Consider the following 21114-nt stretch of genomic DNA (forward strand, 5'->3'; position numbering starts at 1 on the left):
GCTCGCCCTCGCTCCTCCCGGAACAAGCTAAAATGTGCGAAAGCTCCCTGTTTACGAGAGGTTTTCACACACTTTGGTTCATTTCGGGGAAAAAGAATGGCACCGGAACCGAAGCTCCGATGCCTGTACATTTCTCCTGTTTCATTTTGCGCCGTTATTCCTCTGACCCCCGGCCTATGAATTTTGCGGTTTTTCACGCAAAAGGGGCCACCGGTCTCCGTGTGACTTCACCGTAGAGAAGTGACCCCGGCCCCGGCGGGGGTGTCAGTAGGTGTAGGTCGGGTTGATGTCCTCGGTCAGCGTCTTTTTATCGTGGCAGCTCTTGCAGAGAGCCTGCCAGTTGTTCTGGTCCCAGAAAAGTTTCTGTCACCACGGTGCGGAATGATATGATCCACCACCGTTGCCCGGACGTACTTGCCCTGCTTGGCGCACTGCTCACAGAGCGGATGGGCTTCCAGATACGACTTTCTTGCTTTCTGCCACCGTCTGTTGTATCCACGCTTTGCTGCCGGGCGGGTGACTTCTGGATGGAGAGGCAGGTGCTTCTCACAGTAGAGCCGACCGGCTTCCACCAGCTCCGGGCAGCCGGGATGATGGCATGGTGTCTTTGGTCTGTACGGCATTTTACTTTTCCTTTTCTATTGAAATCTGATAGCATTTATGCTATCATTATGTTGAACAAATGAATAAGATAACTTAGGAGACCATACACTAATGAGCGACGCTAAATATGAAATTGCGTTCTATCAAACAAGAGACGGTGAATGTCAGGTTTGGGACTTCCTCGAAGGATTACGCATTAAAGCCTCTACCAACAAGGATGCCCGCATCCAACATAAGCAAGCCAGCTTATACATTGAGTTGCTCTCACTAAACGGGACCAACATGAATGAAAACATCACAAAGCATTTGGAAGAAGACATCTGGGAATTACGTCCCGGTAACAACCGCGTTTTTTATTTCTTCGTCCAAAAAGACACCTTTGTTCTACTCCATCAATTCCGTAAAAAGTCTCAGAAGACTCCTCGCAGGGAAATTGAGAAAGCAAAGCGTGAACGTGATGACTATCTGTCCAGAAAGGAGAACGGTGAATTATGAAAACTTGGAACGATTACAAAGAACACGTAAAAACAGTCGATCCTGTCATTGCAAAAGACATGGAAGAAACTGAAGAAATCGCAGCCATCGTAACCGCAATGGTCGAGCAGCGAAACGCACTTGGCTTAAGCCAGCGTGATCTTGCTGCTATGTGTGGCATTCCTCAGTCCTCTGTTGCAAGAATTGAATCTTGCAAAACAACTCCTAATCTTGGAACTTTGTTAAACATTTTCCAGCATCTTGGACTGACTCTTACCGTTTCCCAAGCTAGACCAATGGCATGATGTTTAATCCTCCGGGAGTGACGGGGAGCCTTACGGCGTAGAATATCACTCACTTTGAGAGCTTATCCTCGGATAGGCTCTTTTTTATTTCTCCCACGGAAGACCAGCCTTACCGAAATGACCGTAAGCACTGACCTTGTTGTAATCTACATCCAACAGACCCAGCCGCTTGATGATACCCTGCGGAGTCAGGTCGTAGCTGTCATGAACGTAGGCTTCGATGAAGTCCAACGACTGGTGTTCCGTACCGAAGCACTCCACCGACACACCCACTGGCTGTACCACGCCGATGGCGTAGGCCAGCTGGACTTCGCACTTGTCTGCGTAGCCGGCCTGCACGATGTCCTTTGCAATCTTTCGTGCCATGTATGCTGCGGAGCGATCCACCTTGGTGGGGTCTTTACCGCTCAGAGCACCGCCACCCATGCGACCAATGCCGCCGTAGGTATCGCACGCCAGCTTCCGACCAGTCACACCACAATCGGCGTAGCTGCCACCCAGCACAAAACGGCCGGTCGGATTGACCAGCTTCGTGAAGTCCCCATCCAACCCATACTCACAGGCGGCCAGTACCATCATGGATTCGATGATGTGCCTGAAGTCGCCGACCTCCACATCCGGGCTGTGCTGCACGGAGCAGAGGAATGTGGTGATGCGTCCGGTGTCGTAATCGTAGCTGATCTGCGCCTTGGCATCTGCACGGAACATCTTGGACGGATGGTTCTTCAGCAGCTGCAGGAACTTGGTGGCGACCATGTACGGGATCGGCATCTGCTCTGCCGTCTCGTTGGTGGCGTAGCCATACATGATTCCCTGGTCACCGGCACCGCCCTTATCCACGCCGAGCGCAATGTCCGGTGACTGCTTGTCCACCAGAATGCCGATACGAAGAAGCTCAGTCAGGTTCCAGCCCAGCTTTTCAGCACCGATGCGGTTGAACACATCGTGAACGATCTGGTTGTAGTTTGGCCGATAATCGGTAGTGACTTCGCCGGCAATAAAAAGCTGGCTCTTTTTCAGCAGACACTCGATTGCCACACGGGCGTTCCTGTCATGCTGGAGAATGTCGGTCACGATGGCATCTGCGATCTGGTCACAGATCTTATCGGGATGACCATTGCTGACCTGTTCACATGTAATAATCTTACTCATGTTCTGTCCTCTCTTTCATGTATCACAAAGCAGGCCGCCTTTGCCCATGCCCACAAATAGGCTCCCACAAAGACTGCCTGCTCTGTCTCGGTTAAATATTTCGGTTAAAAGAACCACGTTCTGTCTCTCACAAAATGGGGCTGTTCAAAAAGCCGGGCCACCCAGATGAAAAGCAGACCTCAAATTCTCTTATTTGCTTTTCTTCTTTTCAACTCATGTAGCACGTAGCAACTATGTAGCTGAATTTTATATAAGAAAGCTATAAAAGAAAGTAATAATAAAAAGGGGTATGAAATCTCGGCTACAAACCTGCTACTCGCTACAACGCAGCCCGAAATCCACGAAAAAAGTTTATAGAAGGCTGTCTTTGGGCTTGTAAGCATCCTGCACAGTCTGATCCTCTGCCCCTTCTTCCACTTCCTTGAATTTACAGCCGAGAATCAGCGTCGTTTGGCCGCCACCGCCTTTGGGCCGTTTTCGAGCCACTGTAAAATGCACGCCGAGGGCATTTTTGAAGTTCTTCTGGTTTTCCGAAGAATAACCATTCTCCTCACACCACTTTGTGTACAACTGGTATGCTGCAGCGGTCCGAAGTTCAGCCTCATTATCTTTTTCCAGCCACGCTTCGATAAACTGTCCGATTCGATCAGAATCATCCTTGTAATCTTCCGTAGCTTTTGTGACAGCCTGCGGAAGTTCCAGACCTCGCTGGCAATATTTCTTGTACCCTTCCAAGCACCAGTTGAAAATACCTGACAGGTTCTCCGGCTTCGCAAACTGCCCCTTCAGCCCCTGGTCCTGTTCTCCCTCTTCAAAGTGACGGTTGAACGGTATGATTTTCAGTCGGCCGGATTGGAACAGGGTCATATCATTAACATTGGGCAGGTAGTTCGTATTGATAAAAATCTTGAACACTGGCACAAAATCAAAGCTGTTCTCATTCAGGAATCGGGCGTTGATGGTATCGTTGCCGGTCATTCTTTTTACGAGAGCTGCATTGAATGTGATCTTCTTCTCCGGCTCAGAGATATTTACGAATCTGGAACCGACCAGACGAGCCACTTCTTCCGAGGTCCGCCTGTGTTCCCACCACGGAATTTAGCTGCCAACATATCCGGATTTGATGTCTTTCCGTAGTCGCCCATGATCTTCAGGAATGTTTCCATTGCAGTACCTTTTCCGTTTCGGGAAGTGGCACCGTAAAGGATAAACATACACTCCTGAGAGGTGTCTCCTGTCAGGGCGTATCCCAAAGAACGCTGAAGGAAGTCTGCCAGATCTGCATCCCCGCACATGACTTCCTTGATAAACGAGTGCCAGCGTTGGCAGTCTGCATCCGGGTCATAGGTAATACCGGATTCCATTGTGAGATAATCCTCCGGCCGATGCTCCCTGAATTCCAGTGTCCGCATATCCAGCGTTCCATTTTTGCAATTAAAGAAATACTTGTTCCTGTCGAATGCCTGCATGGAGATCGGATACACGGACATGGCATCTTTCAGCATCGTTTCCCGGTTCTTACGCAGTTGCAGCTTTCGGACACGGTCGATGAACCGCTTCCTGGCATCCTCTTCAGTGATCGTCAGGGCAAACACATACAGCTTGTCAGCCAGCAGCTTTGCCAGTTCCGACACCTTGAGATTGCCTTTGTCCGGCCGCCAGACAGAGCCGTCATAGACATACCAGCCTTTACGCTCACTGTTGTACCGGGCGATCTGCTTGAAATAATCCGCAAACATATTGCCCATACCGATCTCATTTCTTCCATACCGGGCATTTGTATGCGGAGCCATTTCTTCCAGAGTAACTGTGATCTTGGTGAGATCCGGCTGAAACTCGATATAATCATCCTCATCCAGCTTGGAAAATTCCTCATCGACAATGTCCTGCGCATTGACCGGCATATAGACAGCCGAACAGGTATTGACGGTATTGCGGATGGAAATCGCACCGTAGGTCGAACCAGCCTGCTTGCGATCCCACTTATCACGCATCAAGCCCGATGTACGGAAGATGCGATCCATCTGCTCCTCATCGCAGCCACACCAGAATGCCAAAATGGACAGTAACGCCATATCTGCATCCGACTGGCTGCCATAGAGATCTTCCCAGTCACCGGCAAAGAGTTTTTTGAATTTATCACTGTTGCTGGCTTCATTGGCGTGTGCGATAACTGCCTCATCATCCAGATACGAATGGTGCTGGAAATGGGTCTGCTGCACCTGCTTGTTTCGCTTCATCAGCGTGTCCAGCAGTGTTGTCATTGCCGTTTCATCGTTTGGGATCTCACCTGTGCGGTAAACATCTCCCGTTACGGTGACGAAGCGGTTCGTCGCACCGGGCATATACACTTCCAGACCTTTGCTGCGGTTGTTGATGTAGTAGACCGTCTTGTCATAGACGTAGTCTTCCGGCACACAAAAGAAACCTCGCAACCCTTTGCCGGACGGTGATTTTTCCACGTAAGCTGTAGGAAAGATAGAAAGGACGGTGTCCGCTGTATCGTTCAGCGTGCCATCCTCCCGGATACAGTGGTCGATATCAAAAGCACCGATTCCGTTGCCAACTGCAATACCGATACCGTCATAACCACCCATTGCATAAGTGACGAGGGTATTCTTGAAATCTGAGAATGTACGCAGGTCATTGATCTTTGCCCGTTCTCCCGTTGCCGGATTAAACGGCATCTTGGTCTTCTGGCCATTGCGCTTTTCAAACTTCCAGACACAGAAGCTGCAGGTCGTTTTCAGCTTGCCCGGAATGTTCTTGATGTCCATCATGCCTGCGCCTCCCTTCCCGTACAAGCCTGCATCGCAAACTGCTTTTTAACCGCAGCTTCGATCTCCTGCTTTTTCCTGGCCGAGGTCACACGGCAGAGCCGGCTGCACAGAACCATCTTGTCAATGGTCGTGATCTGCTCCACCAGCAGAATGGATTCTTCCAGACACTCATCCCGGAGCATTTCACAGTCTTTCTCGGTGACCGGAATGTGTACCGGCAGCTCCAGCTTCTTCAGCTTAGAACTCATCGGGATCGCCGTGATGATCGGGGAATTGCGGTTTGCCATATCGTTGCTGATAACCAGCACCGGACGGTTTCCGCTCTGAACCGAAGTGCCATAATGATTTCCCAATTCTGCAAACCAGATTTCATACTGCTTCGGTATCTTTGTTGCCGGCCACTGATCTGCTGGCAACTCGTGAAACTGAGGTTCTTTCGATGTCAGTTTACAAGATGCCTCTGATCTGCGGTGCGGCTTTGTTTTTCCACGCTGATTGATGTATTTATTGACATGGATCTTGCGGCCGCGCTCTACCGGCCGGGCATTACTTTTCTTTCGTCCCATCAGGATATCACCTCCATGTTGATAGCAAAAAGGCCGCCCAAGTTCACACTTTTAGGCGGCACAAAATGTAAAAAGGCGTAAAAAATACCGGACAGCATCTTCTGCTCCCGGATTTTCTGCGCCTTCGTTTCTCCTATTTTCCTAGTTTAAAGTATAGCAAAAAGCCAATGTACGGTAAACTGGAAAAATGTTCATCTGCGTTCATTTAAGACCGCATCATGTTCAAATCACAAAGAATTTTCCAGAATCTCCTCCAGCTTCTTCAAGTCGGCCTCAACAGGAGAAATATTGTCAGCCAGTTTTTGGATTCCGATTTTCTTATACTTTGTTGCCGTCGTTCTGGACATATACCGGTTCCGTCCTCCACGAATAGATTTGAGCGGTTTTCCCTCAACAAAATGCTGTATCAAAACCTGCTCGGCTTCATAAGGCAAAACCATTCTCATAGCTCTGTCTACTATTTTCAGCCATTTAATCGAAGCCTTGAATCCAGTCAGAGCTTTGTCTGCATATTCCTCATACATTTCGGTTTCTTTTGGATATTTGGCATCCGCAGCCATATCCAGATTATACTTCCATACCTCCTCTGCCTTTTTTCCATCGGCCTTGATACGATTGTACTTTTTACAGACCTCCATTGCTGAAGCAATTTTCTTCTCCATAATTTCTTCTGCCTGCATATTATGCCCCCTCCCTTCTCCAGCGAATCACAGCCGCAATTCCCTGCAAAGCATTTTCTTTTTCCCGGACTACGTTTCGACGGGTCAGATTGTTTCCATCTGCCCCTGTGATCTCCGACTGCTTCTTCCCATCTACAAACAGTTGCTCTGCCACAAGCCGGGTCTGTCCGCGCAGACTACGAAGTCCTATCTCGAAGAGTTCAATCTGTTCACAGACTTCATAGTAAGGTTCCAGAAACTGCTCAGTGCGCTGGGTCTGTACTTCCCGGTTCATGGATGCCAGCACCTTGTCACAGTTCAGCACGGTGCGTTCCACCGGATTTGATGTACCACTGGTCTGTACGCGCTCGGATTCCTCATGTGCGCCCTGCGACAGCTATAGATGATCTCGTCCTTAGTATAAAACCAGGACCGGGAATCCTCGTACTGTTGCCGGAGCAGATCACGCCTGTGAACCAGAAGCCGATAGGAATCGGCCAGTTCCTTTGCCTGTGCCATATAATCCATCTCGTCTGCCATACTGCACCTCCTGTTCTGGTCTGTTTATTTTTATCACGCAATGTCACCTAACGCCCGGATGTTCTCCGGAGTCAGAGCGGCACCGGCTTCCGTGAGCAGCTTCACGAGCTTTTTCATCTCGCGCTCCGCTTTCCGGTGCAGGTTTTCTGCCCTCCTCTTTCTACGCTCCACAGCTTCAACCTCACTCTTGCCTGCACACCAGAAATAAGTGTGCAGGCATCCAGATCCGTCAGCGTGTTGTACCAGTTGGAGTGAAAGAAACCTTCCAGCCTCTTTTTCTCAAACTGCGCATCCCGGTTGTTCGGATGGTCCTCCAGACGGAACAGTACGGTTTTGTAGTCCTTGACAGCCTGCAGGATGATTGCATTCGCCAGATTCTCGTAGCATTCCAGATTGTCTGCTGCCATTCCCATCAGTCGTTCACCCTGCCCTTTCCTGAATCATGCGCTTTCGTGTCGTACCATGGTGCCGGCACCTTCTGTCTATCCAATCCATACTTGAACATATAGATGGAATCCCATGCCGCCTCGTACATGCAGTCGATCAGTTTGCGGTTCGGCTCCGGCATCAGAGCTGCATTCCGCACAAACAGGTCAACAAAGTTTTCTTTTTCTTCCCTGTCTGTCACCAGACGGTGTTCCTTCGCGTCAATCAGGATCTCAGCAAAGCGATAGCATTTTCTCTTGTTCTGCTGAATCCAATCGAAACGCCAGGTAACCGCATCCAAAATCGTCTGTCTGGTATCCTCCGCTGTCAGCTTCGGTGCATCCGGGTGTTTTCCTGCTACCACTGCTTTCGCATAGCATTCCTCCGCACGGTCTTCCGCACAGAAACGCTTGTGGAACTGAAGCTCGTAAGATTTTGCCTGACACATGAGCAGTTCGATCTCATGCTCATAGGCTTCCTTCGCCAGCATATCCTGTGTGACTCGCAGGTCAGAGGTCTTACGGGCAGGTGTTTCCCCGAAGATCGCACACAACAGCCCGGTGCCACTGTACGGACGGAACATCGCATACGGTGTGAAAAATCCATCTCTGTTGCGCTTCCGCTTGCTGGTCTGCACATGCGGTGCAGTCATGTAGTGATATCGGTCGGTATCCAGAATGCCGTGAGAGTTCTTTCTCTCAGAGGCACGATCCTTTGCATTCAGAAACTTGTAATTGGTCGTATTCTTTTCCATAATCTTCTCCTATCTCCCCAGCTGCGCCTTGACTGCTGAGATCAGTTTTTCCTGTGTCATATCTTTCTGCTCCAAAGCGGCCATGACATCCTCGTCCACGGTGTCCTTGGTGATGATATGGTGAATCGTGACCACATCCGTCTGCCCCTGCCGCCAAAGTCTGGCATTGGTCTGCTGGTACAGTTCCAGACTCCATGTCAGTCCAAACCAGATCAGAATGTGTCCGCCCTGCTGGATATTCAGACCATGTCCAGCCGATGCCGGATGGATCAGAGCGACCGGGATATTCCCGGCATTCCAGTCCTTGATGTCGGTGCTGCTCTTGATATCCCGGACTTTGATTTTCAGCTTCGACAGATGGTTGATGATACGCTCCCGGTCATGCTTGAACCAGTATGCCACCAGCACCGGCTGTCCGTTGGCCGCTTCGATCAGGTCTTCGAGAGCTTCCAGCTTGTGGTCATGGATGACTCGTGCTTTGCCGTTCTCGTCATAGACCGCGCCATTGCTCATCTGCAACAGCTTCCCTGTCAGTGATGCGGCATTGGCAGCATCTATGTCACCGTCTTTGAGCGGGATCAGCAAGTCCTTTCGGAGCATATCGTAGAGTTCCCGCTCCGGTGCGCTCATCTCCACCTCATACCGGCTTGGAATACAGTCCGGCATATGGAGATAATCCAGTGCTTTCATGGAGATTGTGATATCCGAGATCCTCTGGTAGATCAGCTCCTCTGCTCCTTCTCTGGGCTTGTATTGGAACACAACACCGGTGGATGGATTCATGGAAGAGGCCTTGAAATAAGCCTCCCTGTACCGGCCGATGAATTTACCGAGCCGCTCCCCTCCATCCAGAATCCCGATCTCCGCCCAAAGATCCATAAGACCATTGGAAGAAGGGGTACCGGTCAGCCCGACCCACCGCTTCACAAACGGTCGCACCTTTCGCAGAAACTTAAAACGCTGGGACTGGTAGTTCTTGAACGATGACAGCTCATCGATCACAACCATGCCAAAATCCCAGCGCATTCCATTTTTCTCGTAATACTCCACCAGCCACTTGATGTTCTCCCGGTTGACGATGTAGATCATCGCCGGGTGGTGGACTGCCGCGATCCGGGTCTTGACATCTCCAACGATGACGGAAATGTCCAGCCCTTTCAGATGATCCCACTTTTCGATCTCTGCCGGCCATGTATCACGGGCCACACGCAGCGGCGCAATGATCAGGACCTTGCTGACCTCGAAGGTCTCCAGCATAAGGTCTTTGATGGCCGTCAATGTGATAACGGTCTTTCCTTAACCCAAGCCCATATCCAGAAAAAGGGCTGCGACCGGGTGTGTTTTGATATATTCTGTACAGTAGCTCTGATAATCATGTGGAATGAACTTCATTTGGGCATCACCTCCTCCCCGACATCCTGAGCCCGTGTTTCCGGCTCCTCGCTTTGTGTATTTCCCTGCGGCAGCGTAACTTCCGGCATCTCCGGGATCTTTGCACCGATTCCCTGGGGGATAGGCTCGCCCGTTTTCCAGCGAAGCAACGCATGAATAGCAGGCTGGATCTGTTCCGGGCGGTCTACGCAAAATACCGGAAAGCCCAGCGCCTCCAGCTGCTGTCTGCGTTTTCTCTGAAGGATACGCATCTGCTTTCCGGGTGCTTTCAGTTCCACAAACGCACACTTGCCGCCGAGCAACAAAACCAGTCGATCCGGCACACCGTTCATGCTCTGGCTGGTAAATTTAAGGGCCTGCCCACCGGCGGCCCTGACTGCTTCCACAAACTGCTTTTCGACTTCATTCTCCCTCATCCGGCTTCGCCTCCTCTGCCCGCCAGACACCGATGCGTGGGCGTTTCTTTTCCTGGCATTCCCTTTTCGGGCGTTTCCTTGAGCGGTGCTTCTTCTTGCGCTCTTCCCGAACCACATTGCCGATGGCTTCATTGGCAGTCGGGTCCGGGTGGCTATGACTGACTTTCCTGTTCGGGGAGCTTTCCTCTTTGTGTTCTGTGATCCAGTGAATGACATCTTCCATACCGTCACCTCACTGATTGATCTGCTTCCACTGCTGCGGCTCCATCGTGGCGACCTGCCAGCCGATGCCCTCCAGTGTGGTAGCACGGTCATAGGAAACAACATCCTGCGATGCACGGGTCACCGCATTGGACAGACCGTACAGAGAAAGGTCTCCGCCTTCAATGAGGTACTTGAGGATACCTTCCTGTTCCTCGGCATTGATACCATAGCTCTGGGCAGTCAGCTGCACCACATCCTGTACCCTGCCGGTGATCGGCACTGCCATAGATTCCTGCAGGCGGCCGACCACCTGGGAAAAGCGAGCCTCATCGATGGCAGCCATCGTGGTATCGCGGAGTTTCAGCAGGAATGCCTTGTCCTCTGCTTTCATCGTCTCATCCGAATACAGGGCAAAGCTGTCCTCCACTGCTTTTGCCTGCCGGCCCACATGATGACGACGTTCGCCCATGTCATTGACCACCATGCCGTTGGTGCAGACCAGACGGTATACCAGCGGCTGAATCGACACAGCTCCCAGACCGACCTCGGAGTTGGAGATCATCACACCAGCCTGGACAATGTCACCCTTGCGGACTTCCATCTCCAGACGGTGATTGACCACCTTGAGGTATAGACGATTCTCCGTCACCTCACAGGACATGACCTCGTACTGGTCGTTACCTGCAAACAGTGGCAATACTGCTGTGGCGATCTCCATGTTGTCGATACGGCGATAGCGTTCCGACAGCAGCGCACGGGCCACCTGTCCGGCACCGTAATCCATCGAGCGAACCATGTAAGAACTGGGCTTGTCCACAAACCAGCTGTTCACATTCTCGGCCAGCAGTTCCGGCTTCTGTGCCTGCATGAGATCATAGTATTTGGCCGGGATACCCAGTGCTGATGCCACCTGACGATGGAACAGTGAGGTCGTACCAAACACCTCCTGCTGGCTGGTCGTAAGATGGTTGATCTCAAAAGTCTGTCCATCCTCCCGGAGGCGCATCCCCTGCGCAGGACTGATAAAGTCCTGCTTTGCCTGATTCTGACGGTTCAGTTCGACCAGGACTTCCTGCAAATTTCTTCCTGTTTTCATAGCAATTTTCCTCTCTATCTCTGCGGCGCATATTTATACGCCCGTTTATGCGTCCGTGTCCTTCCGACAAAAACGCTGTGTTTTTATAACTACAAGTGCTTATAATTCCCGGTTGATCATCTGCCGGATGATCCGAACAGCTCCCTGCATACGTCTACGGTTCAGCCGGGTATTCTGCAGGAGCGTGTCCAGAGCATCCACTTCGTCCCGGATGTCACAGAGGACCGACCGCTGATGGTCAGCCAGGCGTTCATTCTCCTGTTCCATGCGGTCGTACTCTTTTTCGTAATCATCGATATTCTGCACATTAGTTTCGATATATTCCTCGATCTCCCGGCGAAGTTCCTCTCCGGCATAGTCCTGCACCGCATCCAGCAGATCCCGGATGCCAAAGGTTGTCAGGAGTTTTCCGTCTTTCATTTTTAGAACGTGAGGCATCTCGCTCCCCCTTTAATCCTTAAAGTAGTAGCTGCCCTTATATCCGGCAGCATTCAGAGGAAGGTCTTTGCACCACTCCGGGTTAACGGACATCAGCTTGCAGACCTCATCCACCGTGTACCGATCCTTGGGTGCTTCGATGATGACTTCATCGTGAACATGACCTACGATATTCAGGCCATAGCCTTCCATCCGAGCCATTGCTTCTGCCAGAATGTCACGGGCAATCGCCTGTGTCGCATTCTCCACCAGCCGGCCGGAGTAGGTTTCCTGTCTGGCCCATTTGTGGTTCTGCCCCACTCCTTCATAGGTCAGGCTCATCCTTCCGAAGCGGTTCGGCTGCAATCTCGGTTTCAGATACACCAGCTTTCTGCCGGAAGGCAGCAGCATCCAGAGCGTACCGGAATAAAACTCAAATGCCAGCTTGCCGATCTCCTGTCGCTTTCCGGTTTTGAATGCCTGTGTTGCCGCCTTCTCCACATCCCACCAATACTGGACGATCTTCGGATTGGCTTCCCGCCAGGAATCGATGATCTCCGGCAGTTCCTCTTCTTTCAGTCCCATCTGCAGAGCACCCATGCTGATAAGTGCGCCGGAAGAACCACCATAACCGCAGGCCAGCTCTGCCACCTTTCCTTTCTGCCGGAGTTCTCCATTGATGCCGTGCTTCACCACCGGCACATGGAACATCTGACTGGCAGAGGCACAGTAGATGTCCTTTCCTTCCAAAAAGGCTTCTAACCGCCACTCCTCGCCGGCTTCCCATGCAAGCACACGGGCTTCAATGGCGGAGAAGTCGGCCACGATGAACTCACAGCCTTCTTTTGGAATCAGCATGGTTCGGATCAGCTGCGAAAGCACATCCGGGGTATTGCCGTAGATGGTCTCGACCATATCAAAGCACCCCAGCTTCACCAGTTCCCTTGCCTCATCCAGCGTGGAAATATGGTTCTGTGGCAGATTCTGCAACTGGATATTCCGGCCGGAATACCGACCAGTGCGGCTGGCCCCATAAAACTGGAACAGCCCTCTGGCTCTGCCATCTGAGCAGACACAGCGTTCTGCCGCCTGATATTTCTTCACAGAGCTTTTTGCCATCTGGAGCCGGAGCTTCAGCATATCCATTGCCTCGGCATCCACTCCGTTCTTGTCCAGTTCCTCGATCATCTGGGCTACATCCTTTTTACCCAGCGTGTCCATTGGAATGCCGCGTTCATCCAGCCATGACTTCAGCTGTGACACAGAGTTAGGATTCTCAAGCCCGGTCAGTTCGTAGGCTTTCTTACTCATAGCATCTGAGAGCAGCAGATCACAGGCAATGGCCTGCTGCACCAGTTCCGTGTCGATCTTTACGCCCCGGTCATTGATACGCTCATTGACCCGGTAATGCTTCCACTCCTGCTCCGGCATCGGGAATTTCTTCAACCTCTTGTAAATGTCCACCTCGGTGTTGACATCCTGAATGCAGTAATACTTAAACTTCTCCCAGTCAGCTGGGTAATGCTCCGGAAGATTCCGGGTTCGCATCCCATTGCTTTTCGTTGGCTTACAGGGCATGGAAAACAGCTTGATCAGCCGCTCGCCTTCCTTGTCTTTCTGCTGGCTGGTCTTCAGCACGGTGCCAACATCCTTTAGAGCCATTGGAAGAGTCAGCGATGCCGCCATAACCATCGTGCAGATCCAGCTGTCTGGCGAAAGGAATTCTCCCGGCTTCAGATACTGTCCGGGATAGTGCCGGTTCAGATGCACCGAGAAGCACACCCGTTCAAAAGAGGCATTGTGAGCGATCAGGCGCACATTTCCGGACTGGAAATCCTCCAGCAGCTCTTTGGGGAGCGGTTCTCCCGATGCAAGGTCTGCACATCTGGTTTCGCCAAAACCATCCCCTTCATCGGTTGCCCAGGCGACCAGCAGAATCTCAAAGCTGGGATCTGTGGCATAGCGGTACAGGCCGCATTTTCCAATGTCCACCTCGCTGTAGGTCTCAATATCGATCAGCGTTTCTTTCAAATATCTCACCTCTATTCGATGTAAAAGGCCGGAGGACACTCTGGCATCCCCCGGCACGGTTACTTATCTGTGTTTCTCTTAGCGAAGGTAATCCGGCAGTTCCTCACCGGCGTCGCCGCCCAGAACATCCTCATCGTCCAGCGCGTCAAAATCAGACTCTGCCGATGCCTTGCCGGACAGACGGTCGCCATCCTTGACGAACTGTACGTTCCCCAAGCCGGCAGCCACACCGCGGTTGCCATTGGCGTTAAAAGCGTAGAAGTTCACACTGACGTTGCAGTAGCAGCCGGAGTATACCATCATCGGGTCCGCCACAGGCTGGACATGACGGTCCACAACCTGCGGTGCATCCTTGCTGGAGGCATTCACAAAGAAATGCTCCTGGTAGTTCTCATCATCCGGGCGGTCGATATCGCCGTCACGCAGAGGCAGCTTCAGGTTCGGCGGAATCTTGCCGCCCCACTTACGGGTCTTGCCATCCTCCTTGGCGGCCTCCACTGCCTTGTGGATCGCCAGCAGGGTCTTCTTGTCCTCCTTCGGGATCAGGCAGGAAACGGAATACTTAGCCTCGCCGCCGTTGATGCTCTTCGGTTCAAAGATGTTTGCAAAAGAGATACGGCACGGAATAACGACCTTAGTTACACTGGAAATCTTGTTAGCCATAATAAAAATCCTCCATCAATCTGTTTTTTGTGTATTGCTGCTGCCCTCAGTCGAGGACAGCAAATTCATCTTCCGCAGTCTGCAGATCGACTGCCTCTCTGAGGTCCGAATCCGGGACAAGTGCCAGCTTACCGGGCGGCTTGACCACATACTCTCCCAGAATCTCCTGGAACTTTTTCTTCCCCATGAGCTTTTCAAAGGCTGTCAGGGAGATCAGCTCTGTCTTATAAATATCGGTATATCCGGCCTTCTCTGCCGCGGCCACCACCGATTTCGTATCAAGGAACTGTCTCTTGCTCCTGCCCTCGACCACCTTATACCCATCCCAGCTGACACCATGATTGATGGCCTCGGAACTGACATAGGCAAAGATAGCTTCGATCCAGGACTCGATACGGTTCAGAGTCGGCAGCATCTTCTCAATATCTGTCTTGGAAAGCAGTGCTGGGGATTTAAAGGTCGGCACGGAGGTATCCGGATCAAAGGATGCTGTCGCATCCGTTTCCTCGGTTTCATCCTCCAGCACACCGGCATCCAGATCCAGAAATTCTTCTTTCACCAGAGCCATTGCTTCATCGGCACAGGCTTTACAGGAAGTTCTGGCACGGCAGAACCGGCACCAGTCTCCGGGAACCTGCTCGCCTTTTCCTTCAAAGGCCAGCTTTGCCCTCGGTCTGACATAGGTTTCCGCCCAGTCCAGCAGTTCCTCCACACTGCATTCAAACGTTGAGATATTTTCCAGTCTCGGCTGGATGATGGTCATGGACACCTTTTTGATGCTGTACAGATATCCGTAGGCGTGGTAAGCGCCCAGGGCATACAGCATCATCTGCGGATTGTGGTCACAGTTTACGAACACGCCCTTGCCGTTCTTGTAGTCCATGACATACAGTGTCCCGTCTGCGATGATCACGCAGTCACCCGTACCAAATCCCTGCGGAACGAGGTGGCTGTAATCCAGCCGTTCCTCCACCATGACCAGCGGATGCGGACAGGTCTCCTTGATACGCTCCACTGTGGAAATGATGAATTCCGCATAGATATCGGTGTTCGCTTCCATCTCTTCATCCTCATACTCGGAGGTTGGACGCTTCACCCGTTCATGCAGATATTTCCGCAGCTTGTACTCGCCCAATGCATGGGCGGCAGTTCCCTCCTCAGCATACACCGAGGATTCATTTGGAAAGTTCTGCTCCAGCCTTGCAGATGGCGTACAGTTCAGCCACCTCTTCGAGCTGGAAGCAGAAAGGATTGCATGTACTTCCGGCATGATGACCTCCCTTAAATCTGGGAGACATCTGCCAGAAATGCTTCGTACTTCTCTGCAGGCAGGTCAGACAGCTGGGCCACACCATAAGTCTTCAGAAGCTGGCCGATCTTCTCGTTGTTATCACGCTTCTTCTTGATCTTGGCGACAATAACCGCCGTGATCTCGTCCTTGGTGATTGTCACTGCAGACTGTGTTTCCGCTTTTGCAGCAGGTGTATCCTTGCCAGCGGTTTTGTCGGACGGTGCTTCTTTCTGGCCGGTATCTTCTTCCCACGGCAGCGCATCCGCATCATCCACCGGATGCTCATCCTCTGCAGTTTCTGAACTCTCGGAGTTCACTGCTTCCTCTGCCTCGCCAGAATCTTCTACCACAGGCACCTCTGCAGCTTCCTCGATGGCCGAAGGAGCCGTCTCTCCCACTTTTTTTGTTTTCTTGACCGGCTTCTTACGGGGATGCACAACTGCCGGGCCTTTCTTTTCTGTTACGGGCAATACTGGCTGTTCTGCCACCGGAAGCTCCAGTTCATCTTCCGTCTTTGCATTTTCTGCCAGCATATCCAGCTGCTCGGATACGCCGGCAAACATCTGTGCCAGACCGTCAAAGACCTCGACCAGACCATCCACAACTTTCTTCGGAGCATTCAAGACATTCAGTTCGTCCATCATGCGTTTTCCTCCTCTCCGTTTTCTTCCTCATCCCCCCACAGGTCATCCAGATAATCGGCCTGTGCCTTCAGGACTGCCAGAATAACCTTCTCGCACAGACCGGTTTCCTTATGGATGCGATCCAGCATCTCATCGAAGTCGATATCCTCCGCCGGGTCGTCTGCTTCAGCATCAGGCTCCTGACCAGAACCGTAGTTGTAAGAGATCATGCGCTCATCCATGTGGAGATGCAGGTTCTCGATGTTAATGGAGAGGAGTGGAACACCAAGCGGGCGTGCCGGCATCGGCTTGTCCTGCTTCTGAGCTTTCTTTTCTTCCTCTGTCTTGACAGGAAGCGGAACCTTTACCACCTTAGCGTCCTTCAGCATCTCGCCGATCATTTCCTCCAGAGTCATGCTCTTCTCGTTCTTATTCTCCATTGTCTTCCTCACTTTCTGCAGCTTCCTGCTGCCCTTCTGTTTTCTTATCATCCAACGGCACATGGTACTGTTCTGAAATGTTTTTCAAAAGCAGTTCAACCACACGCCCCGGCTCCGGGAGATTCCGGACCTTTTTCTGCAACTCATGGGCTCTCTTGATTTCGGCAGCCATGCCTTCCGACACGGTATTCCCAAACATCCAGAGTTCATCTGCCTCCTCCAGCCATTGCATTCCAAGCTGAATGCCGGTATTTCGTTCCTGCTTTTCTTCATCCTTTAAGAACTGAGTGAAATACAGGTGCGGTGCCAGTGGCAGAAAGCCCAGTGTGGAAAGAATCCGACAGGCCATCTTTGCTCTGCGGATGTTTGCTTCCAGTTCATCTTTTCTGCACTTCTCGTCCTGCGAAATAGGGCGATACGGTGAGCAGACGAAGATTTTTCTTGGCAGGTGTTCTTCCTGCGGTGCACCGCCGGGTGGACGGGCCTCCTTCGCATTTTCTAACTGGGCAGTTTTCTTTGCAGCTTCATTCATGCTTACTGCACTCATAAGTTCTGACCTCCTGTTCATGTACTTGAGAAGTAACCCTCTCACTATGAACATCTTTTTGAGCCTTTTAACAGACACTTTTCTAAAAACTTTTTTAGAAATTTTTTCTCAGCCTTTTTACTGCCTGATTCATGATCCGGTTAACCGACTGCTGGCAGATGCCAAGTTCTTCTGCAATCTCGTATTGGTTCAGACCTTTATAAAAGTAAAGCTGAAGGATCTCCGACTGGCGCTCAGTCAGCTTACTCATGGCTGCATACAGGCGGCGGAGTTCCTGATCTGCCAGCAGGTCGGCATTATCCTCATCCAGAAAATCCACCATGACTGCTGCCGACCAGTCGGAACCATCACATTCCAGGGACACATTTTCAGTCTCAGCAGTGCGGTTATTCCGATTGTGCTCCATCCGGCGTTCCCCTTCCATGAGCAGACGAACGCTCCACTCGGTGTCCTCAAAAGTCTCGGCCGGCACTACCTGATATGTACCATCTGTAAAGTCATAGCGGTAATCACCACAGCGGTCCACTACCATAACTGTGTGTGCGCCATCCATCTCATAGACTGCATAGCCGTTTTGGTAAACGGTCAGGGACGCATCAGCCACGGTTGTCTGTGCAACAGCCATCGGCTGCATCTCTATGAGTGCCTTGAAACTCGGCAGCTTCTTCTCCAACACCGCATCGATCTTTTCCTTTAACTCATGTAAGGTGATATGCACATTCTCTGCGATATCTGCGGCGATATGTCCTGCGTCCTGTACCGCTTTCTCCACCATCTGCGGTTGGCGGATCTCCATCACGCCAACGCCACCATTGATTGCAACCGCTCCGGTCATCATGTTCATCATCATTGTTTTGTCCTTTCCCCCGGACTCTGAAAGGGAAAGATACCGAAGCAGGATGCTGATGAAACGCTGAGCCATTTGGTAGGGCCATAAAACACAAAAGACCGATTCCAGAGACAGCAAGAATAATCCCAACCGCACACCTCCACAGCCAGCAAATAAATCGCTGTTCTGTGAAGTTCTGCTATGGTATCCTTCGCCTGCTCTAGAATCGGGCTTACGATATTTTTTTATTTGTCCGGGGCTTGCTGACAGATGCTTTCATTTGACTCTGTGGGCTTGTCCCTTGGACTGATTATATGATAACAAAATGACCGGGGGCTTTCCTCAACCAGACTGTTGAAGATATGTTTCCGGCTCTACCATTTGGTAGAAATTCAAAAATAATTGGCATGGAGGACCGTCAATAACATAATCAAAAAAACCGCACAGTAATCTTTCTACTGCACGGTTTACGCTGGTACTGCCAGCAGCCCCTTCATCTGTCGAAGGAGCATTTTTTGTTCTTCTGGTGATAACTGATGGAATACATCTTCCGCTTCTCTCTCAATATCTGTCTTTTCAGTTTTGTGTATGTACTCCTCCGGAATCAACCTCTCTACAGTTGTATTGAGAGCATCTGCCACCTTTACAGCAGTATAAAGACCTATTTTCCGATCGGCTACTTCGTATCGGTGGATTGAGTTGCTCTGAACTCCTGCTTTTTCTGCCAGTTTCTCCTGTGTCATTCCTGCCGCATCCCGCATTTCAAACAATCGGCCGGCTACTTTCTCATGAAAACGCTTTTCTTCTTCAGTCACTCAATCCACCTCCTCTCTTGTGTAAGTTTCCTACTTTATAATATCCTTTTTATGTCATTTTCGACATGGGGACTCACTGCATAATTCGACCTGAAATCAGTAGATTCACTACTACTTTTTGTCGAAAACAGGTACTTGCATCCCTTTTGCCCTTAAAACGACAAAAAGACCGGAGCAAATAAAGTTACAAGTGTGTCGAACTCTGCGAAACTTGTCTCTTTATTTACTCCGGTCTTATAGATTCTATTGCCTATATGTACCGGCGTGTACCAGATTGATAGTTAATCCCAACCTACGAACAAGCGCACTTCGACCCAACATACTAGTAAACATCATCCGTATTGCGACTGTCCATTTCAAATTCTAGTCGCGATTGATCCAAATAAAAATAAACTTTACTAAATATGTAATAAGTACGTTGTTCATCATCCAAACTCTTGTTGGATAGAACGGTCAACTAACTATTTTCTGGTACACCTCCTATTGCTTATTCTCTATTTATCATTTCACCACGATTTGTGGTAATTTTTACTATATCATAAAAACCACAATGAGTAAATAGAGTTTGACAAATTTTGTAAGATAAAGCAGAAACAAGTCGTTATTTTATGCATTATGCCATACAGCATCTACCATAATATCCGCAAAATCTAATTGAACCTTTGCTGACTTAGATTTTGTTGATTAGTAATAACCAGCCATGCCATATTTTTTAGACACCTGCGTACGGTAATGTTCCGGATCTTATTTTTGTAAATCCGGATAACAAAAAAAGCCGAGGCAGACCAGGGCACCTTATACTAAGGTCATCCCAAGTCTACCTCGGCTTACTACGCACATTACACTTTCCAGCGTATTCGAGCAGCACCTACAGGTAGGTGTAAATTCAATCAGGCTGGCTCACACGTCCTGCGGTGAGTCAAGCTGTTACTGGAACAGTCATATTCTGAACTGTTCCTTTTTGTCTTCAAAGGTCATGTATGGACCAGAATAACACTGTTCGTTAAAATCATCCAGATACTCATATCCCTGCAGTTGCCCGTTTTTCACATAGGCCACAGCCTTACGGCCGTTAACGACCGCACGAGTTGCAAGCAGTACTCGCTTTCCTTGCGATGTGTAAATTCCACACTTAGAAATCACTCCTACCATCTCCTCTTCGTTTTCTTGTTTTTCAAACCTTAGCATCCTTCCAAATAGATGTAATCGGTTTACCAATCTGCTTCTCAACGATTTTTCGTATCTCCGGATGTTTCTTCATATAGAGCAACACCTGCTTATCTCTTTCCATATACTCATCACGTATAGGATCTTCGTCATCCCCATACAAATCTCCAACATCATCAGTGTCGCCAAGTTCCATTCCCATTTTAAGCACCTCTGCCAATTCACCACAGTGTATAGCTGCATTCACGGTACTGCATACTGATTCTACTGCTAACTTCTTAGCAAGATTTTCCAAGCCAAGTACCTGCTGTGTGTAAATATAAGGTGTAAGATTTTCCGCATAGCAATCAATCATACGATGACAATACTCTAATTTTTCTCTCGCAGAAAGCTGAAACATCATATCTAACGACTGTGCTACGCCAATAATATCTGCCTCACTGTATCCTTTTTGTGACAAGTAGTCAATGAAATACTGGATGAACTCATGTACTTCATTAAGAGTTAGACTTCCATCCTTATCCTCCCAAATTTTATGTGACAGACCTTCTTCACGAGCAAGCTGTACGAGTATGATTTTAACAAATTCTTTTTCTTCATTGGGAAACTCAACTTTTCCTTTTCCCCTGAACAGTATTTCCATATCTCCACCGCACCGCTGAATCAGCTTCGTAAATTTTCTCCACAGCTTTTTTTCTGCAGAATCCATGTTTTCAAATGGAAGTTCTTCCTTTACAACCTCTTTTATAATTTGTCTTAAAGAAATCATAGAATTGTTCTCCTTTCAAATTGTTGGCTCCATTATATCACTTATAGACTCCAAAACCTGGACATCCAAAGCCTATAAGATGTCCAATTTTATGGAACACTACCTGTAATTCCAGAGGACTTCAACTCACCTCTTGACTTCTACAACCTTCTATT

At 50.0% G+C, this 21114-nt stretch carries 26 protein-coding genes and 1 pseudogene; 2 read left to right on the forward strand and 25 right to left on the reverse strand.

The genetic code is table 11. The features are described from left to right. Nucleotides 1-296 precede the first annotated feature (296 nt). On the reverse strand, nucleotides 297-623 hold the full coding sequence (locus DW904_RS04780) for an HNH endonuclease (RefSeq protein ID WP_347562020.1): 327 nt from the start codon (nucleotides 621-623) through the stop codon (nucleotides 297-299). Between the two features lie 91 nt (nucleotides 624-714). On the opposite strand from DW904_RS04780, the gene DW904_RS04785 reads away from it, so the two are divergent. Continuing rightward, a complete protein-coding gene (locus tag DW904_RS04785) occupies nucleotides 715-1098 on the forward strand; it encodes a type II toxin-antitoxin system RelE/ParE family toxin (RefSeq protein WP_118578307.1) in 384 nt (127 codons plus the stop codon). Beyond that, nucleotides 1095-1382, forward strand: a complete 288-nt coding sequence (locus tag DW904_RS04790) for a helix-turn-helix transcriptional regulator (protein ID WP_118578308.1) — start codon at nucleotides 1095-1097, stop codon at nucleotides 1380-1382. The genes DW904_RS04785 and DW904_RS04790 overlap by 4 nt, the downstream gene beginning before the upstream one ends. Before the next feature lie 84 nt (nucleotides 1383-1466). On the opposite strand, the gene metK is transcribed toward DW904_RS04790, so the two are convergent. The 24 genes and pseudogenes from metK to DW904_RS04905 all read right to left on the reverse strand — a co-directional run bounded on the left by metK (nucleotide 1467) and on the right by DW904_RS04905 (nucleotide 20959). Then, complete coding sequence (gene metK / locus DW904_RS04795; RefSeq protein WP_118578309.1) at nucleotides 1467-2534, reverse strand: methionine adenosyltransferase; 1068 nt, start codon at nucleotides 2532-2534, stop codon at nucleotides 1467-1469. 351 nt (nucleotides 2535-2885) lie between these two features. Then, a complete protein-coding gene (locus DW904_RS23590; protein WP_243110300.1) occupies nucleotides 2886-3596 on the reverse strand; it encodes a phage/plasmid primase, P4 family in 711 nt (236 codons plus the stop codon). After that, entirely contained in the window at nucleotides 3566-5314 is a 1749-nt protein-coding gene (locus DW904_RS04800) for a nucleoside triphosphatase (protein WP_243110301.1), read from the reverse strand. The genes DW904_RS23590 and DW904_RS04800 overlap by 31 nt, the downstream gene beginning before the upstream one ends. After that, nucleotides 5311-5880, reverse strand: coding sequence for a type II toxin-antitoxin system PemK/MazF family toxin (locus DW904_RS04805; RefSeq protein ID WP_118578310.1), 570 nt, complete (start codon nucleotides 5878-5880; stop codon nucleotides 5311-5313). Before DW904_RS04805 ends, DW904_RS04800 begins: the two co-directional genes overlap by 4 nt. A gap of 227 nt (nucleotides 5881-6107) precedes the next feature. Next, nucleotides 6108-6560: a hypothetical protein gene (locus DW904_RS04810; protein ID WP_118578311.1), complete on the reverse strand. Its 453-nt coding sequence runs from the start codon at nucleotides 6558-6560 to the stop codon at nucleotides 6108-6110. 1 nt (nucleotide 6561) lies between these two features. Further along, nucleotides 6562-6864 (reverse strand): hypothetical protein, encoded by a 303-nt coding sequence (locus DW904_RS04815; RefSeq protein WP_118578312.1) that lies wholly within the window; start codon nucleotides 6862-6864, stop codon nucleotides 6562-6564. Continuing rightward, complete coding sequence (locus tag DW904_RS04820; protein ID WP_118578313.1) at nucleotides 6858-7079, reverse strand: hypothetical protein; 222 nt, start codon at nucleotides 7077-7079, stop codon at nucleotides 6858-6860. Before DW904_RS04820 ends, DW904_RS04815 begins: the two co-directional genes overlap by 7 nt. A gap of 113 nt (nucleotides 7080-7192) precedes the next feature. After that, a complete protein-coding gene (locus DW904_RS24980) occupies nucleotides 7193-7492 on the reverse strand; it encodes a hypothetical protein (RefSeq protein ID WP_347562021.1) in 300 nt (99 codons plus the stop codon). Then, on the reverse strand, nucleotides 7492-8259 hold the full coding sequence (locus tag DW904_RS04830; protein WP_118578314.1) for a hypothetical protein: 768 nt from the start codon (nucleotides 8257-8259) through the stop codon (nucleotides 7492-7494). The genes DW904_RS24980 and DW904_RS04830 overlap by 1 nt, the downstream gene beginning before the upstream one ends. A gap of 9 nt (nucleotides 8260-8268) precedes the next feature. Beyond that, nucleotides 8269-9651, reverse strand: a pseudogene (locus DW904_RS04835) (DEAD/DEAH box helicase). After that, a complete protein-coding gene (locus tag DW904_RS24985) occupies nucleotides 9648-10067 on the reverse strand; it encodes a VRR-NUC domain-containing protein (RefSeq protein ID WP_347562022.1) in 420 nt (139 codons plus the stop codon). Before DW904_RS24985 ends, DW904_RS04835 begins: the two are co-directional and overlap by 4 nt. Continuing rightward, nucleotides 10054-10290, reverse strand: coding sequence for a hypothetical protein (locus DW904_RS04845; protein WP_118578315.1), 237 nt, complete (start codon nucleotides 10288-10290; stop codon nucleotides 10054-10056). Before DW904_RS04845 ends, DW904_RS24985 begins: the two co-directional genes overlap by 14 nt. A gap of 9 nt (nucleotides 10291-10299) precedes the next feature. Next, nucleotides 10300-11367, reverse strand: coding sequence for a DUF932 domain-containing protein (locus DW904_RS04850; RefSeq protein ID WP_118578316.1), 1068 nt, complete (start codon nucleotides 11365-11367; stop codon nucleotides 10300-10302). 99 nt (nucleotides 11368-11466) lie between these two features. After that, a complete protein-coding gene (locus DW904_RS04855) occupies nucleotides 11467-11805 on the reverse strand; it encodes a hypothetical protein (protein ID WP_118578317.1) in 339 nt (112 codons plus the stop codon). Between the two features lie 12 nt (nucleotides 11806-11817). Further along, a complete protein-coding gene (locus tag DW904_RS04860) occupies nucleotides 11818-13815 on the reverse strand; it encodes a DNA polymerase (protein WP_118578318.1) in 1998 nt (665 codons plus the stop codon). A 78-nt stretch (nucleotides 13816-13893) separates the two neighbouring features. After that, nucleotides 13894-14478 (reverse strand): DUF2815 family protein, encoded by a 585-nt coding sequence (locus DW904_RS04865; RefSeq protein ID WP_118578319.1) that lies wholly within the window; start codon nucleotides 14476-14478, stop codon nucleotides 13894-13896. A gap of 46 nt (nucleotides 14479-14524) precedes the next feature. Next, nucleotides 14525-15748 carry a DUF2800 domain-containing protein gene (locus DW904_RS04870; RefSeq protein WP_118578320.1) on the reverse strand — a complete coding sequence of 408 codons (1224 nt, stop codon included), beginning with the start codon at nucleotides 15746-15748 and terminating at the stop codon, nucleotides 14525-14527. An 11-nt stretch (nucleotides 15749-15759) separates the two neighbouring features. Beyond that, a complete protein-coding gene (locus DW904_RS04875; RefSeq protein WP_118578321.1) occupies nucleotides 15760-16413 on the reverse strand; it encodes a hypothetical protein in 654 nt (217 codons plus the stop codon). Continuing rightward, nucleotides 16410-16844 carry a hypothetical protein gene (locus DW904_RS04880; RefSeq protein WP_147422297.1) on the reverse strand — a complete coding sequence of 145 codons (435 nt, stop codon included), beginning with the start codon at nucleotides 16842-16844 and terminating at the stop codon, nucleotides 16410-16412. Before DW904_RS04880 ends, DW904_RS04875 begins: the two co-directional genes overlap by 4 nt. Further along, a complete protein-coding gene (locus tag DW904_RS04885) occupies nucleotides 16822-17379 on the reverse strand; it encodes a DUF4406 domain-containing protein (RefSeq protein ID WP_118578323.1) in 558 nt (185 codons plus the stop codon). Before DW904_RS04885 ends, DW904_RS04880 begins: the two co-directional genes overlap by 23 nt. Nucleotides 17380-17473: 94 nt before the next feature. Continuing rightward, entirely contained in the window at nucleotides 17474-18358 is an 885-nt protein-coding gene (locus tag DW904_RS04890) for a sigma-70 family RNA polymerase sigma factor (protein ID WP_118578324.1), read from the reverse strand. Nucleotides 18359-18675: 317 nt separating this feature from the next. Then, nucleotides 18676-19023 (reverse strand): helix-turn-helix domain-containing protein, encoded by a 348-nt coding sequence (locus tag DW904_RS04895; protein ID WP_118578325.1) that lies wholly within the window; start codon nucleotides 19021-19023, stop codon nucleotides 18676-18678. Between the two features lie 939 nt (nucleotides 19024-19962). Then, complete coding sequence (locus DW904_RS04900; protein WP_147422298.1) at nucleotides 19963-20166, reverse strand: hypothetical protein; 204 nt, start codon at nucleotides 20164-20166, stop codon at nucleotides 19963-19965. 31 nt (nucleotides 20167-20197) lie between these two features. Next, the gene (locus DW904_RS04905) at nucleotides 20198-20959 is read right to left on the reverse strand and encodes a hypothetical protein (RefSeq protein WP_118578327.1); all 762 of its coding nucleotides are present in this window, start codon (nucleotides 20957-20959) and stop codon (nucleotides 20198-20200) included. Nucleotides 20960-21114: the final 155 nt, after the last annotated feature.

Origin of the sequence: Ruminococcus sp. AM42-11 (assembly GCF_003480145.1) — a bacterium.
Classification (GTDB): Bacteria; Bacillota; Clostridia; order Lachnospirales; family Lachnospiraceae; genus Blautia_A; species Blautia_A faecis.

What these genes read in the sequence shown, in the direction of transcription:
- DW904_RS04865 (WP_118578319.1), bottom strand. Translation starts at nt 14,478, where the DNA reads ATGGCTAACAAGATTTCCAGTGTAACTAAGGTCGTTATTCCGTGCCGT.
- DW904_RS24980 (WP_347562021.1), bottom strand. Translation starts at nt 7,492, where the DNA reads ATGGGAATGGCAGCAGACAATCTGGAATGCTACGAGAATCTGGCGAAT.
- DW904_RS04855 (WP_118578317.1), bottom strand. Translation starts at nt 11,805, where the DNA reads ATGCCTCACGTTCTAAAAATGAAAGACGGAAAACTCCTGACAACCTTT.
- DW904_RS04870 (WP_118578320.1), bottom strand. Translation starts at nt 15,748, where the DNA reads ATGCCGGAAGTACATGCAATCCTTTCTGCTTCCAGCTCGAAGAGGTGG.
- DW904_RS04820 (WP_118578313.1), bottom strand. Translation starts at nt 7,079, where the DNA reads ATGGCAGACGAGATGGATTATATGGCACAGGCAAAGGAACTGGCCGAT.
- DW904_RS04850 (WP_118578316.1), bottom strand. Translation starts at nt 11,367, where the DNA reads ATGAAAACAGGAAGAAATTTGCAGGAAGTCCTGGTCGAACTGAACCGT.
- DW904_RS04790 (WP_118578308.1), top strand. Translation starts at nt 1,095, where the DNA reads ATGAAAACTTGGAACGATTACAAAGAACACGTAAAAACAGTCGATCCT.
- DW904_RS04830 (WP_118578314.1), bottom strand. Translation starts at nt 8,259, where the DNA reads ATGGAAAAGAATACGACCAATTACAAGTTTCTGAATGCAAAGGATCGT.
- DW904_RS24985 (WP_347562022.1), bottom strand. Translation starts at nt 10,067, where the DNA reads ATGAGGGAGAATGAAGTCGAAAAGCAGTTTGTGGAAGCAGTCAGGGCC.
- DW904_RS04805 (WP_118578310.1), bottom strand. Translation starts at nt 5,880, where the DNA reads ATGGGACGAAAGAAAAGTAATGCCCGGCCGGTAGAGCGCGGCCGCAAG.
- DW904_RS04875 (WP_118578321.1), bottom strand. Translation starts at nt 16,413, where the DNA reads ATGATGGACGAACTGAATGTCTTGAATGCTCCGAAGAAAGTTGTGGAT.
- DW904_RS04905 (WP_118578327.1), bottom strand. Translation starts at nt 20,959, where the DNA reads ATGATTTCTTTAAGACAAATTATAAAAGAGGTTGTAAAGGAAGAACTT.
- DW904_RS04785 (WP_118578307.1), top strand. Translation starts at nt 715, where the DNA reads ATGAGCGACGCTAAATATGAAATTGCGTTCTATCAAACAAGAGACGGT.
- DW904_RS04780 (WP_347562020.1), bottom strand. Translation starts at nt 623, where the DNA reads ATGCCGTACAGACCAAAGACACCATGCCATCATCCCGGCTGCCCGGAG.
- metK (WP_118578309.1), bottom strand. Translation starts at nt 2,534, where the DNA reads ATGAGTAAGATTATTACATGTGAACAGGTCAGCAATGGTCATCCCGAT.
- DW904_RS04810 (WP_118578311.1), bottom strand. Translation starts at nt 6,560, where the DNA reads ATGCAGGCAGAAGAAATTATGGAGAAGAAAATTGCTTCAGCAATGGAG.
- DW904_RS04800 (WP_243110301.1), bottom strand. Translation starts at nt 5,314, where the DNA reads ATGATGGACATCAAGAACATTCCGGGCAAGCTGAAAACGACCTGCAGC.
- DW904_RS04885 (WP_118578323.1), bottom strand. Translation starts at nt 17,379, where the DNA reads ATGAGTGCAGTAAGCATGAATGAAGCTGCAAAGAAAACTGCCCAGTTA.
- DW904_RS04845 (WP_118578315.1), bottom strand. Translation starts at nt 10,290, where the DNA reads ATGGAAGATGTCATTCACTGGATCACAGAACACAAAGAGGAAAGCTCC.